The sequence below is a fragment of the Desulfitobacterium sp. THU1 genome (genome assembly GCF_038181555.1).
In the GTDB taxonomy this organism is placed as follows: Bacteria; Bacillota; Desulfitobacteriia; order Desulfitobacteriales; family Desulfitobacteriaceae; genus Desulfitobacterium.
Map to the genome: position 1 here is coordinate 14,116 of NZ_JBBWUA010000029.1, position 15,066 is coordinate 29,181.

A 15,066-nucleotide genomic window follows, 5' to 3' on the forward strand; every position below is an offset into this window, starting at 1 on the left:
TGAGGTGAAAGCATGAGTATACTTGAAGAAAATGTAACCCAACGCTCCTTGGAAGAGGTTCTTCCCGAGAGCTTCCTTGGCTATTCAAAACATGTCATATTACAACGGGCTGTCCCTGATGTGAGAGATGGTCTCAAGCCGGTCCATCGCCGGATTATTTACTCCATGGATGAACTCAGCATGCATCCGGATAAAGGCTATAGCAAATCCGCACGTCTGGTGGGGGATTGTATGGGAAAATACCATCCCCATGGCGATTCCTCTATCTATGATGCTGCTGTAAGAATGGCTCAGCCTTGGGCTACCCGATATCCACTAATTGATGGGCAAGGTAATTTTGGCTCCATCGACGGTGATAGTGCCGCGGCAATGCGTTATACGGAGATGCGGATGACCCATCTTTCCCAGATGATAACTCAAGATATTGAGAAAAACGTCATCCCTTTTAAACCAAACTATGATCAACGATTGAAAGAACCCATCGTCTTGCCTAGCCCGTTTCCCAATCTATTGGTCAATGGAGGCTCCGGAATTGCTGTAGGGATGGCCAGCAATATCCCGCCCCATAACTTAAGGGAGGTTGTGTCAGCCCTGATTCTCCAAATCGACAAGCCCGAGGTTACCCTTGAAGAGCTGATGGAGAAGGTTAAAGGACCTGATTTCCCTACTGGGGGACTAATTATCGGTTCCCAAGGGTTCACTGATGCATATCGAACAGGTCGGGGAAAAGTGATTATGCGAGGCAAAGCAGTCACGGAGCCTGGAAAGAATGGCAAAACCCTGATCGTAATTACGGAAATTCCCTTCCAGGTTTCCAAATCCACCTTAGCTGCGAAGATTGAGACTCAATCGGAAAATGGCAAAATTGAAGGCATCAGCGAAGTCCGAGATGAATCTGACCGCGAAGGCATTCGGCTTGTGGTAGAGTGTAAGAAGGATGCCGATCCGAAAAAGATCTTAAAGCTCCTCTTTAAATATACCCAGCTCCAAGAGACCTTTGGCATCATCAACTTAGTTATTACAGAGGAAGGGACCCCCAAGGTCTTAGGCTTAAAAGAGATTAATAAATCGTTCCTGCAACACCGTAAGGAAGTCGTGATTCGCAGGACAGAATATGAACTGGAGAAAGCTAAAGCCCGAGCCCACATCTTAGAGGGCTTAGTTATCGCTATCAACAATTTGGATGAAGTCTTGTCGATTATCCGTTCCAGCAAAAATCCTTCGATCGCCAAAGCGGGTTTAATCACGCGTTTTGAATTTACAGATGTCCAGGCCCAAGCAATTTTGGATATGAAGCTGCAGCATTTAACCAACCTCGAGTTGGATTCCATTCGTAAAGAATATGCAGATATCTTAAAGTTAATTGCTGAGTTGGAGAGCATTCTAGCAGATGTCAACAAGGTCTACGCTATTATCAAGGATGAGCTTAAGGTGATTGCCGATAAGTACGGAGATGATCGTCGTACCCTGATTCTTCCCGAGGATGTTGGCGAGGAAATTGATTTTAGCGCTTTTGAAGAACCTGAGAAGGCAATGGAGGTTTTCTTAACGAGAAAGGGCTTCATTAAGCAAATGCCAACCCCAACTCGAAAAAGCCAGATGAATGCTCTAGTCTTCGCTTTTAAAGATGGCGATGTCATCATCGATCAAGCCTCCTGCACCTCAAAAGACACCCTTTATTTCTTCACCCAAAATGGCAAGTTCTATGATGCAAAGGCTAAACTGATCCCTGAGGCCGGAGCTAAGGAGAAGGGAAGGGCCGTCAATAACTATTTCCCTCTACCGGAGGATGAACAGATTGTTTCGATGGTTTCTCTCAAAGAAGGAAAAGAGGGGCAGCACTTTGTGTTCGTCACAAGGGATGGTCAGGTCATGAGGAGTCCAGTGACCGATTTCCTCAATGCCCGAACTCCTGAGGCGATGGGCTTAAAGGATCAGGATGAAATAGTTAAGGTATTCCTCAGTGAAGGCGATGCTGATTTGTTCCTCGCCAGCTACCAAGGACAAGCGATTCGTTTTGCGGAATCAGAAGTCAATCCCATGGGACGCAAATCCCGAGGGGTCAAGGGAATGACCTTAAGTGACGGGGATTTCGTTGTCGATGCTCTGTTGCTTCAAGGAAGTACGGAAGGGAATTCAGGGGACCTAATAACCGTAACAGATCAAGGCTATGTCAAGAGGACCTCCTTGGATGAGTATAAATCCCAAGGTCGTTCCGGAAGAGGGATAGCTATCGCCAAGATCGACGCAGAGAAAACAGGGTATATAGTTTCTGCAGTCCAAGTTAACGGCGATGATACTAAGGTCCTGCATATTATTCAAGAGAGCGGAACCGTGACGAATATCGAGGCGAAGTCACTAAAAATTGAGTCTAGAGCGAAGAGTGGAGTTGGGTTAGTCAACGTAATCATCAATGATTATGTGGTTCATGTCATCTAGATAAATTCGGTGGCAGGGCACAATGTCTGGTTGTGCTCTGCCACTAATCGATAGGATGGTGATTTGTTGTGAATCGTGAACTGAACGATAAGCTGCAATTGGCTCAACAAGGGCTTGTGAGGCTCCATAAAATTGATGCTATGCTTAAGGAACTGGAGGCGGAACTCCAGGAGTTGCAGGCTCATGAGTATGAACTAAAACGCACACTGGAAAAAGAGAACATCGATGTAGAAAAACTACAAAACAGAGGTCTCGCCGCTTTTTTCTACTCCATAATTGGGAGTCTGGATGAACGCATAGAGAAGGAACGCAATGAAGTTCTTGCCGCCGAGCTTAAATATACTCAGGCAGTCAAAGATATTAAGGATATAAACTTTAGTATCGCGAAGTTGACCTCAGAGCGGACGAATTACCTCCAGTGCCAAATAGATTATGATGCTCTTTATGCTCAGAAGAGAACAAACCTCCTTGAGAAAAATGCTGAAACGGCTCAAATGATTTTAGAGCTTACCAATGAGTCAAATCGCAAAAGGATTAATCTGAAGGAAATAGACGAAGCTCTATTGGCTGGAGAACGAGTGCTATCAAGCTTAAACAATGCTCTCAGTAGCCTTTCAAGCGCAGCAGGGTGGGGGACATGGGACCTACTAGGGGGCGGATTGATATCTGACCTGGCTAAACATTCTCATCTTAATTCTGCCCAAAGTGATATCGAGGAAGCTCAGATGTTGCTACGGGAGTTTAAGACCGAGTTAACAGACATTCGAATTGGGACAGATATCAATCTTAAAACAGATGGTTTCGTAAAGTTTGCGGATTTCTTCTTTGATGGTTTAATAGCGGATTGGTTTATGCAAACTAGAATCAATGAATCTCAATCCAGTATCGAGAATGCAAAAAGCCAGGTCCAAACTATAATTGAAAAACTTGACCAACTAAAAGAACAGGACCAAGATCGACTAGGTGTCCTTGATACAGAAATAAGCAATTTAATCGTAACAGGATAACAGGATATAGCTATAATCCACAGTTTGTTTAAGATTATTGTGAAATTATAAAGCGGTTCTTGCACATGTACTATTGAGTTCATCGTGCAAGAACCGCTTTGTAAATCCTATTTTGTGTAAACCTTATTGCCCGTTATTGACGTCGATAAAAGGTACAGCACCACCTGTAACATTCGGCAGTTTACCATCCCACTTATCAATGGCTTTAATCTTGGCCTCAATTTCTCTTAGTTTCACGAGTTCAGGGGTAACTTCTTGTTTTTGAAGCCGGAGGGATTCGGCTTCTGCTTTTGCTTGTTCAATTTTTTGTTTGGCTTCAATTTCAATTCTTTGCAAATCGAGATTGGCCTTTAAGGCTTGCTGCTCGGCAATTTGTTTTTGCTCGATAGCGTTATTAAATTCTTCACTAAATTTAAATTCAGTAATATTAATTTCATCGAGAATCATAAAATACGTGGCTAATTTTGCCGAGAGCGTCTCCTTGATCTTAGCACTCACTTCAGAACGTTTAGAGATCAGCTCCTCAGCAGTATATTGAGCAGTTATTGCCTTGACTGCTTCGCCGATCGCTGGGTCGACAATTCTCTCACCATAAGATAACCCTACATTTTGATAAAGAGAATTCACTTGGTTAGGGTCAAGGTGAAAGTTAACTGCAACAGTTGTCGTGACGATTTGAAGGTCCTTTGACGCAGCAGTTTGATCAGATTGAGACTTTTGCACCCGCACATCTACAGGAATCACACTTTGAATGAAAGGCATTTTAAAATGAAGACCTTCCGTTAAGACGACCGGACGGACAGCTCCTAATTGTAGCACAATGCCTCTTTGGCCGGCATTTACAATGACAAAGGCATCCAGTGCTAGAAAGGCAAGAAGTACAAGCACTATACCGAAAGTAATGAAGCTTTTGTTCATTTTCAGCTTAGGGACCATATTGACAACTTTTTCAGAATCCAATTCGTATCCTCCCTTAAACATTATTTTAATGTAGAGATTACTCCTTCTCTAACTATACCTTACTCAGTTAGTAAAAATCTATGGTACTTTTATACTTTCTCTGAAGACAATAAAGAATGTATTAAAGTCAGATTATTCAGAAACCAATGATTGACTTACAGTGCCATCTCTAGTATTGTCTATTTAAACTACAATTATATTGGTTTATAGGTTTGTTAATGACTGTTATTAGTCTCTCATTACTAAGATATCAAAGCTAGTTTGAAAGGACTGGTGAACATTATGAAGCATTTGCACAAAGAAATTACAGCTGAATACTTCAATAGTCTAGGAAAGGAATATTTGCCGGGATTGTTAAATGTAGAAATAGTTAGCCTGGATGAAGGGAAACTAAACGGTAGCATGGAAATAAAGCATTTTCATATGGCACCTAATGGATATTTGCATGCAGCCAGTATAGTCGCTTTAGCTGATACATGTTGCGGATATGCGACAGTTGCTCATCTACCCGAGGGAGCACAGGGATTTACAACGATCGAACTGAAAAGTAATCACCTTGGTACTCAACGAGATGGAAAAATCCATTGTGTTGCTACAGCACAGCATATGGGCAGAACAACCCAGGTTTGGGATGCAGTAGTCACATCTGAAGAAAGCGGTAAGAAAATTGCCATGTTCCGATGCACCCAAATGGTTTTATGGCCAAAGGAGTGAGTAGAAGAATTTATCCAGCTAAGCCCGATCCAAATTGGCAAGCGCTTGCTAATTTGGATCGGGCTTTTTTATTGTAATTATATTAGGGTGTCTTTTTATTTTTATCCAACTATCATGCAGAACTCAAAGGATGATGATATTACGTAAATTGGTAACAAAGAAAGGAAGTGACAATTTGCTGTCGAAATAATACTATAATTATTTTTAAGTGATTGATACTGACAGCTTGTTACCATATTTCTGATTTTGCACATCAGTAGGATTTTGTCCATTAAACACCCGACTCATGAATGCCTTACTACATTAGTGAGGCAGTGTTTTGCCTATTTAGATTTTAACATTCGACTTTGGAATATTTTGAATGGAGCTTGGGGCAGCAGCATACAGTTGGCCTTCCTCTTGGACTTCAAGGTTAATTTGACGGGAAACTTCAGTGATATCTGGGTAGAGCGTAAATCTTGTCACACCATAGCGCTCAAGTTGAGCAGAGATTAAAGGAATGCTCGCAGCATCGACACAGATTTCAAGGAGATAGTTTGAAGCGTCTGGCATAAGATTTAGCGGGGTAATTTCTTTCTCATGGGGAAATACAGTGAAAATACCTTTTTGAGCGACGATATGCGGGTTGTTTAAGGGACCGATAGCAGCGGCAGGTTTCTTGTTGGCAAGGATTTCAGCATTGGGTCCAAAGTAGAGATTGAAAGTTTCTTCATCGACATTGGGGATATAGCCGGGTGTAACAAAACTATGGAAGGAGAACGCTTCATTGAGCCGAACGGGATTAAGAATCCAAACAGCGGCATCTGGTCGACCATCGTTGGCAGTCCGTCCATCCAATGCGAAGAAAAGGCCAGTGAGTGCGTCACGACTCCAATCCAATATTCGGGTCGGCACCCCGTAATGCTGCATTATAAAGAGCCAGTGCCAATAAGCAGCTGGACCATTCGGTATTGGGAAAGAGGGCAACCCCTGAACAAAAGGAATTGCATAGGACTTGAATTTAGATAGATAGATAATTTCCATGAGGGGATTACGTGGTTTTCGAGCGATGTTGGGTATTAGATCCCACGGAACTGGTTTTGATGGTTGGTTTAGTTCGTTTTGACCGCGGTACCATAATTCACATTTCCCAGTCGTGGTGCAGATTCTCTGGAATGCGTTATTTACGGCATTTAGATACTCTTCAACACTCTTAATCCGAGCCACACATTGAGTAACCGTACTTGTAGGCTGTATTACATTATGCATTTCCCCACCTCCCCTATAATATATGAAGGTGGGTGTAAGTGCGGAAGTGATGAAGGTCTTATAAAGGAAATTTGGAGAGGGCAGAATGAGTCAATTTCAATCGATTTCCATTTAGAATCTTCACCTTCCATTATTCTTATATAGCGTGCTAAAATGATACGGAAGCCCAAGGGCCGCCGTCCATGGCGGCCTCTGAATTTGGGGGCGTACGGCATCGGATAACTAATTAGAGATTTATGATGTTCTCTAGACATAGAAGAAGCCATCGATCAAATCAATGGCTTAATATCACTCGGTATCTCAATGCAATTTAAAGAACATCATAAATCTCTTGTTGTACTGAAGCGTCTGCCGAGCATTGCCGGTCTATGGGAATTCAATCTTTTCTCTCCAGGCTAAAATTTGCTTAATGAAAGTAATCTGAGAGTGATCGCCCTTAAATTGACCTCGAAACAGAGAAGATGCTCATGCATAGATAGACTTTCCCCCTCCCCAATAAAGAGGCAATTTAAAGAAGTATTCTGTTGCCAAGAATCATGGACTAGCACATGAAAGTTTGGGAAATAGAAGGGTCACAAAATGAGAACCACCGCATTCGCAACAGGTTTTCGTGTATTTAGGAGGGGGTTGTTTCTTACGCTGAGTTCCCGTAAGAAACATACATTTCAAAAGCTTAACTCCAATATTTCTGCTGCTTAGAAGGCCGTAATGCCTAACCTTCACTAATCCGTCGGGAAGAACATGAAGGAGGAACCGCCTAGCAAATTCAGAAGCATCCAGAGTCATGACCTTAGGCTTATTGCCATCCTTGTAATCCTTCCAAGCAAAACTCACGGTTTTTCCATCAAAGGACTTAATTCGGGAATTGCTAATCGCCACCCTGTGAGTATAGCGACCCAGATACTTCACAACATGAGCAGGGGATTTAAAAGGCTTCTTACAAAAGACAACCCACTCCTTAGAATATAAATCATCTAAGAGAGTAAGAAAGTTATCTCTAATCGACAGCGGGGTAGCATTATTAAAAAAGGCAAGTTCTCTATTGTCATAAGCCTGTCTAAGAAGATAAAGAAACTTTCCTCTAAACTTTCTTGAAACCACTTTTACCGGAATGAAGAACTTCTTTCTTGATCGGACAAACCGAAGGCTGTCCGTAGAAAGCCCTCCTCCTGGGACAATACAATGAACATGAGGATGAAAGGATAAATTCTGCCCCCAAGTATGAAGCACTGAAGTCACCCCAGTGGTTGCACCGAGGAATTTAGGGTCTTTAGCCAATTCAACAAGGGTATGACTTGCAGCTTTAAGAAGTAAAGAATAGAGCAGTTTCTGATTCTGGAAAACAAGGGTGTTCAGTTCCTGAGGGAGAGTAAAAACAATGTGGAAGTAACCAACAGGCAGAATTTTGGCCATCTGAGCCTCAACCCACTGCTCTTGAACCGAGTGTTGGCATTTAGGGCAATGCCTGTTGCGACAGGAATTGTAGGCAACATCGACCGAACCACACTCCGTGCAAACCTCTGAATGGTATCCCATAGATGAAGTCCGACATCGGCGAATCATATGAAAGGCTTTGGCTTGAGCAGGGGACATTGACTTAAGGCGAACCTGATTAAAGATATCTTGAAGTTCAGGCATGGGAATCCCCACGATCAAGGGGACTTCTGACCGAGGCCAGATGAGCCGTAGAAAGATGAATATATTTAGAGGTAGTAGAAATATCACTATGCCCCATTAACATCTGGATGGTACGAAGATCAGCACGGTCCTCAAGTAAATGGGTAGCAAAACTATGGCGAAGGGTATGAACAGAACCCGGCTTCGTGACCCCAGATTTAGATTTCGCCTGCTGAAAAACGTGTTGGATATTTCTTGTGGCAAGGGGTTTTCCCTCAATAGGTCCTGGAAAGAGAAGATCCTTGGGACGATAAAGTTTCCAGTAGAGTCTCAACTGTTTTAGGTTTTCCAGAGAAAGAACGGTTAAGCGGTCTTTGTTTCCCTTGCCTTGATTCACGCGAATAAGCATACTTTCAGAATCGATATCTGAGACCCGAAGATTGAGGGTCTCGCTAATTCGCAGGCCAGAAGAGTACGTGGTAAGAAGAATAGTTTTATGCTTAAGATTGTTTATTTGATGCAAAATGGTTAGAATCTCATCCTGAGAAAGAACATGGGGAAGCGACTTAGGTCGCTTAGGACGAACAATAACATCATCCGACCAACTGAGGCTGAGAACCTTATTAAAGAAGAGCTTAAACGCATTACAGGAAATGTTAATATTACTGTAGCTAATCCCGGATTTAATGCGATAATAGAGATAGAGTTTAAGTTCATCGGGAGAGACCTCTGGGGCAAGCTTGTTAAAATGTTTTTCGAGCATCCTTAAATGAGAGAGATAATGTCTTTGGGTTTGAGAAGAAAGCCCCCGGAGTTCCATTTCAATTTTCATCTTCTGAAGATGAGGCGAGAGAATTTGACAGTTTTGAGGCATGACAATCATCCTTTCTGAGTAAAATCGGGTTAGCAAAAGAATGATATCATGCCTCATTATATATTTGGTTTAAAAAAGCCACCGCGCAGCGGTTTAGTACAACAGAGGAGTCCCGCAACTAGAGGACGATGCATGTGGTTGGGACGCTGCGGGACTCCTCGGGACGTTATGCGACAGGCGATTGGGGATGGTCTTTGTGGAAAGTAAGCTTGATAAAGTCGTGGGTGACATATATGTATATGCAACCTGGGATGATGAATGGGACACGTATAATAATTGTTATATACTACTCCGAGAAGATGATGTAATTTTGATCGATTCTGGAAAGAAGGAACATTCCGCCCATTTATTGTCCGCGTTAGAAAAGTTAGGGAAAATGCCAGAAGATGTTACTCATATAATATTCACCCATGGGCATAGAGACCATGTAGGAGGAAGCGTGGTTTTCCCAAGGGCTACAAAAGTCATCCATAGGGAAGATTTATTCTTACTAGATTCTGAAATGAAAACATCATTTAAAATATTAGAGTCGGATCATGGAAAAATTCAGGACCTTATATACTTTAAAGTGTTACACCATACAAATGGTTCCATTGTGATATACGAACCAGAGCATAGAATTATTTTCTGTGGTGATTTCATTTGTTTTTTTGGTCAAGAAATCCCCCCAGAAGGGTTTGTCTCTGAAGGAATTGCTCTTTGCGATTGGTTTCAACAACTTGTGGTACAGTTATCACCGGAAGAGAAAGAATCATTACGGGTAGATCAACTTTATTCAGGGTTAAGGAAATTACAATATATAAACTCAAATTATCTTTGTACTGGACATGGCCCTGTTATATGCGGAGCAATCAACTCGTTCTTTAGATTACTGTTGAAATGAAAGTGCGCTTGTTTTATGAAATAGGAGGGAGCATGAAAAAGTTTTTGCCTTTAGTATTCATTTTTTGCCTAACCACATCATTAGTTGGATGTAGCGGAAAAACATACAACACAGGAGAAATGCTTGGAGTAATTGCCAAAGAATTAGATTTAGATGTTTCTGTGCAGTTAATTGACACCATTGAGTTGGATGATGTCGTACTTGCTTGCTATATGACTGGTAACGAATATCAGGCGCACACGTACGGATACGCAGAGTTTGAAAAACGGCAAAATGGTTATAAGTATTTGCGCACTTACTCTACGATGGAAAGAGGCATGGATTTGCGTAGTGCAATATATCACGACTCATATTTGTTTATTAGTAATAATATGAAGAGCCAAAATCTACGAATTCAATTCGAAAATGGGAAGGAAAAATTGATTGTAATAGACAAAATCCCATTTGTATATTACCTAGAAAACGCATCAAATTTTGAATATCATTTTTTAGATAAAGATGGCAAAGAACTTTCGCCTTAATAAGATTATAGTAAGAAAAGATCATTATGTTTGCTACATTCAGGAGGTATGAATATGAATGTTTTAATTTTTGGAGGAACAGGTTTTTTAGGAAGGAAACTTACCAAGGAGTTACTCTCTAGTGGTTACAAAGTATCCGTTATATCAAGAAAGAGGCAAATCTCAGCGGATAAAGATAGTGATGTTGATTTAATTGAGTGGGATTATAAATCCCCTCTATCGTCAATTAACAATGTTAAAGAATATGAAGTTGTTATTAATTTTGCAGGAGAATCAATTGGTAACCGTCGTTGGTCAAATTCGGTTAAGCAAGAAATATTGAAAAGCAGAATAAATACTACTCGCTCCATCGTTAACGCCATTAATGATGGGACGATGAGCCCTAAAGTTCTGATTAACGCTTCAGCAGTAGGATACTATGGGTTTCGTCAGGATGAAAAGATTACAGAGAGTGAAGGACCCGGACAGGATTTTCTTGCGGAAGTGTGTCAGAAATGGGAAGCTGAAGCTTATAAGGTCAAAAATGACTTTACCCGAGTGGTTACTATACGTACTGGGGTAGTACTAGGCAGCCAAGGCGCTCTTACAAGAATGGTCATGCCCTTTAAGTTTTATGTTGGTGGCCCTCTAGGTAAAGGAACCCAGTGGCTTCCGTGGATTCATGTTGAAGATCATATTAGAATGGTTAGGTTCATTATCGAACACGAAGAGATTACAGGGCCTGTAAATGGAACATCACCAGCACCAGTAAGAATGAAAGATTTTTCAACGATTTTAGGAGAAGTTTTAAAGAAACCATCATGGTTTCCCGTTCCCGAATTTATATTGAAGATTGCCTTAGGCCAAATGTCTGAGATGTTATTAAATGGTCAAAGGGCTATTCCTCAAAAAATTAGTGATATTGGTTTTGAATTTAAATTTCCTGATTTAAGGTCTGCTCTAGAGGAAGCATTGGGGAACCGGAACGTCGTCTAACACGTCCATTATGAATTAGTTCATTTGGAGTTACTTTTTTTATTAATACTAGTCGGTCTGATGAGGAAAATAGATATGAAGCATTGACTAACCAAATGGAGTTTATTTCTTAGTTGTGTTGAGATGAGCATGGATCGCCAGGAAGTCTAGTTATGAGATATTTGAGTATATCCCCCTTCAGTATTTGAGATATTACTTTACATAATATTCATTATAGGACCCAAGATGAAAAATATTGTATCGCTATAAAATGCTCCGAAACATTCCCCTCTCTTCGATATATTTCTAATAATATTACGTTCTAGTTGATTAGCGTTTAATTTTAAAAGCCTTCTTGGATTGTTCTCCTGTGAGTGAATCAATATCTTCAGTGTTAACGAGGATCTCCTCGATTTCAATTCCTATATAATCAGCTTTAGAATCGATACACTGGCAGCAATTATCACAGACTTTATTGTTATCTAATTCGCAACAGTCACATTCGCCACATTCTGTACATAAACGGTCTTCAATGATACAGGGTTCTCCATATGATTTCATATGCATTATACACTCCAATATAGTTAATTATGACATTGATCATATTTGTGGTAACAATATTACCGATGGTAATGATATTGTTTATAGTAATAATATCATGTATGATAATAATATCAAATTACAGAATATTTATAATAATTCTATTTTAATAAAATATACTAGGGTACAAAGAATCCCGGAGTTTTATTCAAGGCCTCGGGGCTGTTCGTAATGTTTTTTAGAGCCGAGCGTGTTCGTATTTTAGCCAAACCTTGATCTAATAATTCTATCGTATCCTTATAACGCTGATCACTGCCCAACAAGACAAGTAATAGATCCCCATCCCCTCTCGTTACATAAGTAACGAGGCATTGTCCTGCTTCGGTGGTTGTTCCAGTTTTAAGTCCTTCATCACCTGGATAAACACCTAAAAGCTGATTGGTATTGGAGATCTCTCTGATTTGCTTCCATCCATTCACATCAGTCCATTCAATCGTAGCTCCCTTCAGCTTTACATATGACAGAAGCTCAGCATTTCGGGTGAATTTCGTAGCAATTCTAGTCAAATCTTGTGCTGTAGTATACTGCTCAGGTACTGATAAGCCATGGGCAGTTTTTATCTGCGTATCTGTACACCCCAATTGACTTGCATACTGGTTTGCACTATCAATAAAGTTTTCAAGGGAGCCATATGCAGCAACAGCTAAAGCATTAGCTGCATCGTTAGCGCTTGCAACATACAAGGCAGTCATTAAGTCCTTAACTTGAATCTTGTCACCGGGTTTAAGGCCTAGGACTGATCCTTCTACCATAACTTCTTTACCTACAGTTACCCATTCAGTATCTTTTAGTTTTTCATGAACGACTAGTCCTGTTAAGAGTTTAACAGTGCTCGCCGGTGCTCTTTGAATATCTTTATTTTTCTCTAAGAGCCTCTCCCCTGTCCTAAGATTAACCATTAGATAACTAGAGTCTTCAGGACGAGTATAATCACTGGATTCATTCGCTTTGTTGATAGACGAAGTGTTTTTCAGGGCAGTGTTCTCAAGGCTGATTTCGGTATTACCTGATAATGAATAAGCCAATTCAGAGGTGTTTTGTGCTTTTAGCGTCCCTGCTAATCCTGAAAGTGTAGGTATACCAGGGTAAAAGCTTAAAACGATTACCGCAAAAGCAATAATCGCTGTAAATCTCAAGGTTTTTCTTTTAGTATTTTTATTCATAACTTGCCTTCTTTTAAGAGTATCGAGCTGACAATCTATGTAAATAATTCATCCATAGCTTAATCTTAATCCGGACGTCACAATCTAAACTGTCTCGCTCTTATATAATAAAGACTTTTAATATTTTGAGCAAGCTTTTGCTATTAATATATAAACAAAATCGCTTATGCACTGTAAATTAATGAAAAAGCTTTAGTTTTGTTGCCAGACAGATACAAACGGATAAGGATTGACCCATTCTCCGTTAGGAAGTTCGATACCAAAGTGTAAGTGGTCTGGCGTCGTTAGGGCAACACCGGTATGTCCTAGGGTCCCTAACGCATCTCCCTTTTTAACTTTTTGGCCCATCATAAGCTTAGGGTTGATGGTTTGCAGGTGAGCATAGTAATAGTAATTACCATCCTCTCCTCGAACACCGACGCGTTCCCCCCCTAGTCGATTCCAGCCTAGTTTTTCTATTACACCATCGCTGACACTGATAATGGGGATCCCTTCTGCACCAAAAATATCAGTTCCCTCATGTCGACGGATACCACCTTCCCTGTCCGCGCCAAAAGTATCAATAAACCAGACTTCACCAATCACCGGAAAAACAAAACGATTGGGTTCATAGAGTGGATAGGTTAAAAGAATTTCCCGACGCCAGAGCAGTTGCTTGACTGTTTCTTTTTTTATATGTATTACCTCATTCTGCCAAGACAAATCTTGAAAAAAAACGCCTTGCTCAAGCTGCCTAATGAGATAAGCCTGTTCAGTTTCCGTAATCGAACTTTTCAGTGCGAGTAAATCAGCCCAGCCTGTCGCTGACAGGTTCTCCCCTTCTCTTTGGCAGTTCAAAACGAGATCAGTCGATAAATTAGTAAGGTAAAGATAGATATCTGGAGAAATCCGAGGAGGCATGTGTAGGCCTTTCCATAAGGATAAGCTTATAACTAAGACAGCAACAGCCTTGATGATTAACATCCAAAGCCTTTCTCGAGTCTCGAATCTCTTACCGAATTTCATTCATCTCTCCCCCCTCTACAATGATTAATATGGGGAGAGAGCTCGAGTTAGAAGTATCTCTAAGGTTGCAGAGGATCAGCAGGGGTGTAAATTACCTGACCCGTCTGAATTGTAGTGTCCGTGAGTTGATTAAATTCCATAATTTTTAGAACAAGTGTACGGGTATCAATTTGGAGACCAGTGTTTTCGGCTAAAGACCAGAGCGTATCACCGGATTGAACGATTTGGGGTTGAAAGGTTAGCGCTTCTACCCTACTATTTGCTTGATTCCAATCCCAAACAAACCATCCCATCCCTCCAAAAATAATAAAAAAGAGCAATAAATATGAACAAAACTGTCTTTGTATTTTTCTCATGCGGTAATTTCTATAATTTCGATATTGACGGACAGAAGAAGTGCAAGTACTCATAATAATCCTCCTCAATGTTCCCTTAAAACAGAATAGACCGAACATAAGTTCTTGAGAACAGTATAAGGGAGAAAGTATTATTTAGTCAATAGTCTTTCGAACATTTGTTTGCACGGAAATGAATTTAATGGTACAATAGGTACATAAATACATAGGGGGGATTGGATGTATCTTGATTTATCACAAAGACAAACTGATATTTTAGAGTATATAAAACGGGTTATTCGCGAAAAAGGTTACCCTCCTTCTGTCCGTGAAATTGGCGATGCAGTGGGCCTAATGTCGAGCTCGACTGTTCATGGTCATCTACAAACTCTCGAAGAAAAAGGATACATACGCCGTGATCCAACAAAGCCACGGGCTATTGAGATATTGGGCAGCGATGCGGATGAAAAGCGAACAGTTTTTGTACCGATTATTGGTCGAGTTACTGCTGGTCAACCCATCTTAGCTGAAGAAAACATCGAAGATACGTTCCCTCTCCCTGTTGATTTAGTGAACTCGGATACGGTTTTTATGCTCAGAGTTAAAGGTGAAAGCATGATTGATGCCGGAATCATGGATGGGGATCTTATTTTAGTCCGCCAACAACAAGTTGCCCGCAATGGTGAGATAGTTGTTGCGATGATTGGTGAAGAAGCTACGGTTAAGCGCTTCTATAAAGAAAAAAC

The 15,066-nt window shown here is 40.9% G+C and carries 15 protein-coding genes; 7 read left to right on the top strand and 8 right to left on the bottom strand.

What is annotated here, in order from left to right; all coding sequences use genetic code 11:
- Positions 1 to 12: 12 nt before the first annotated feature.
- Together gyrA and AAC978_RS15490 are read left to right on the top strand one after the other, a co-directional pair.
- Positions 13 to 2,439 (top strand): DNA gyrase subunit A, encoded by a 2,427-nt coding sequence (gene gyrA, locus AAC978_RS15485; protein ID WP_341548974.1) that lies wholly within the window; start codon positions 13 to 15, stop codon positions 2,437 to 2,439.
- Positions 2,440 to 2,507: 68 nt separating this feature from the next.
- On the top strand, positions 2,508 to 3,446 hold the full coding sequence (locus AAC978_RS15490; RefSeq protein WP_341548975.1) for a hypothetical protein: 939 nt from the start codon (positions 2,508 to 2,510) through the stop codon (positions 3,444 to 3,446).
- A gap of 123 nt (positions 3,447 to 3,569) precedes the next feature.
- On the opposite strand, the gene AAC978_RS15495 is transcribed toward AAC978_RS15490, so the two are convergent.
- Positions 3,570 to 4,406, bottom strand: a complete 837-nt coding sequence (locus AAC978_RS15495) for a prohibitin family protein (RefSeq protein WP_341548976.1) — start codon at positions 4,404 to 4,406, stop codon at positions 3,570 to 3,572.
- 282 nt (positions 4,407 to 4,688) lie between these two features.
- Between AAC978_RS15495 and AAC978_RS15500 the strand changes: the two genes are divergently transcribed.
- A complete protein-coding gene (locus AAC978_RS15500) occupies positions 4,689 to 5,120 on the top strand; it encodes a PaaI family thioesterase (RefSeq protein ID WP_341548987.1) in 432 nt (143 codons plus the stop codon).
- A gap of 327 nt (positions 5,121 to 5,447) precedes the next feature.
- Here AAC978_RS15500 and AAC978_RS15505 read toward each other — a convergent pair whose 3' ends face one another.
- The 3 genes from AAC978_RS15505 to AAC978_RS15515 all read right to left on the bottom strand — a co-directional run bounded on the left by AAC978_RS15505 (position 5,448) and on the right by AAC978_RS15515 (position 8,916).
- The gene (locus AAC978_RS15505; protein WP_341548977.1) at positions 5,448 to 6,368 is read right to left on the bottom strand and encodes an FRG domain-containing protein; all 921 of its coding nucleotides are present in this window, start codon (positions 6,366 to 6,368) and stop codon (positions 5,448 to 5,450) included.
- A gap of 534 nt (positions 6,369 to 6,902) precedes the next feature.
- Positions 6,903 to 8,006: an IS91 family transposase gene (locus AAC978_RS15510; protein WP_341548978.1), complete on the bottom strand. Its 1,104-nt coding sequence runs from the start codon at positions 8,004 to 8,006 to the stop codon at positions 6,903 to 6,905.
- Complete coding sequence (locus AAC978_RS15515; RefSeq protein ID WP_341548979.1) at positions 7,999 to 8,916, bottom strand: tyrosine-type recombinase/integrase; 918 nt, start codon at positions 8,914 to 8,916, stop codon at positions 7,999 to 8,001. Before AAC978_RS15515 ends, AAC978_RS15510 begins: the two co-directional genes overlap by 8 nt.
- Before the next feature lie 139 nt (positions 8,917 to 9,055).
- Between AAC978_RS15515 and AAC978_RS15520 the strand changes: the two genes are divergently transcribed.
- From AAC978_RS15520 to AAC978_RS15530, 3 genes are read left to right on the top strand one after another with little or no spacing between them, the layout of a single operon-like run.
- Positions 9,056 to 9,742 carry an MBL fold metallo-hydrolase gene (locus tag AAC978_RS15520; protein WP_341548980.1) on the top strand — a complete coding sequence of 229 codons (687 nt, stop codon included), beginning with the start codon at positions 9,056 to 9,058 and terminating at the stop codon, positions 9,740 to 9,742.
- Positions 9,743 to 9,774: 32 nt separating this feature from the next.
- On the top strand, positions 9,775 to 10,263 hold the full coding sequence (locus AAC978_RS15525; RefSeq protein ID WP_341548981.1) for a hypothetical protein: 489 nt from the start codon (positions 9,775 to 9,777) through the stop codon (positions 10,261 to 10,263).
- A 54-nt stretch (positions 10,264 to 10,317) separates the two neighbouring features.
- Positions 10,318 to 11,238 (top strand): TIGR01777 family oxidoreductase, encoded by a 921-nt coding sequence (locus AAC978_RS15530; protein ID WP_341548982.1) that lies wholly within the window; start codon positions 10,318 to 10,320, stop codon positions 11,236 to 11,238.
- Positions 11,239 to 11,547: 309 nt separating this feature from the next.
- Here AAC978_RS15530 and AAC978_RS15535 read toward each other — a convergent pair whose 3' ends face one another.
- The 4 genes from AAC978_RS15535 to AAC978_RS15550 form a co-directional block, all read right to left on the bottom strand.
- Positions 11,548 to 11,778, bottom strand: a complete 231-nt coding sequence (locus AAC978_RS15535; protein WP_341548988.1) for a hypothetical protein — start codon at positions 11,776 to 11,778, stop codon at positions 11,548 to 11,550.
- Between the two features lie 158 nt (positions 11,779 to 11,936).
- Entirely contained in the window at positions 11,937 to 12,980 is a 1,044-nt protein-coding gene (locus AAC978_RS15540; protein WP_341548983.1) for a D-alanyl-D-alanine carboxypeptidase family protein, read from the bottom strand.
- A 192-nt stretch (positions 12,981 to 13,172) separates the two neighbouring features.
- A complete protein-coding gene (locus tag AAC978_RS15545) occupies positions 13,173 to 13,985 on the bottom strand; it encodes a M23 family metallopeptidase (protein WP_341548984.1) in 813 nt (270 codons plus the stop codon).
- Between the two features lie 59 nt (positions 13,986 to 14,044).
- Positions 14,045 to 14,278: a LysM peptidoglycan-binding domain-containing protein gene (locus AAC978_RS15550; protein ID WP_341548985.1), complete on the bottom strand. Its 234-nt coding sequence runs from the start codon at positions 14,276 to 14,278 to the stop codon at positions 14,045 to 14,047.
- A gap of 282 nt (positions 14,279 to 14,560) precedes the next feature.
- Between AAC978_RS15550 and lexA the strand changes: the two genes are divergently transcribed.
- Positions 14,561 to 15,066: transcriptional repressor LexA (gene lexA / locus AAC978_RS15555; protein WP_341548986.1), on the top strand; the 506-nt coding region annotated here is incomplete at its 3' end.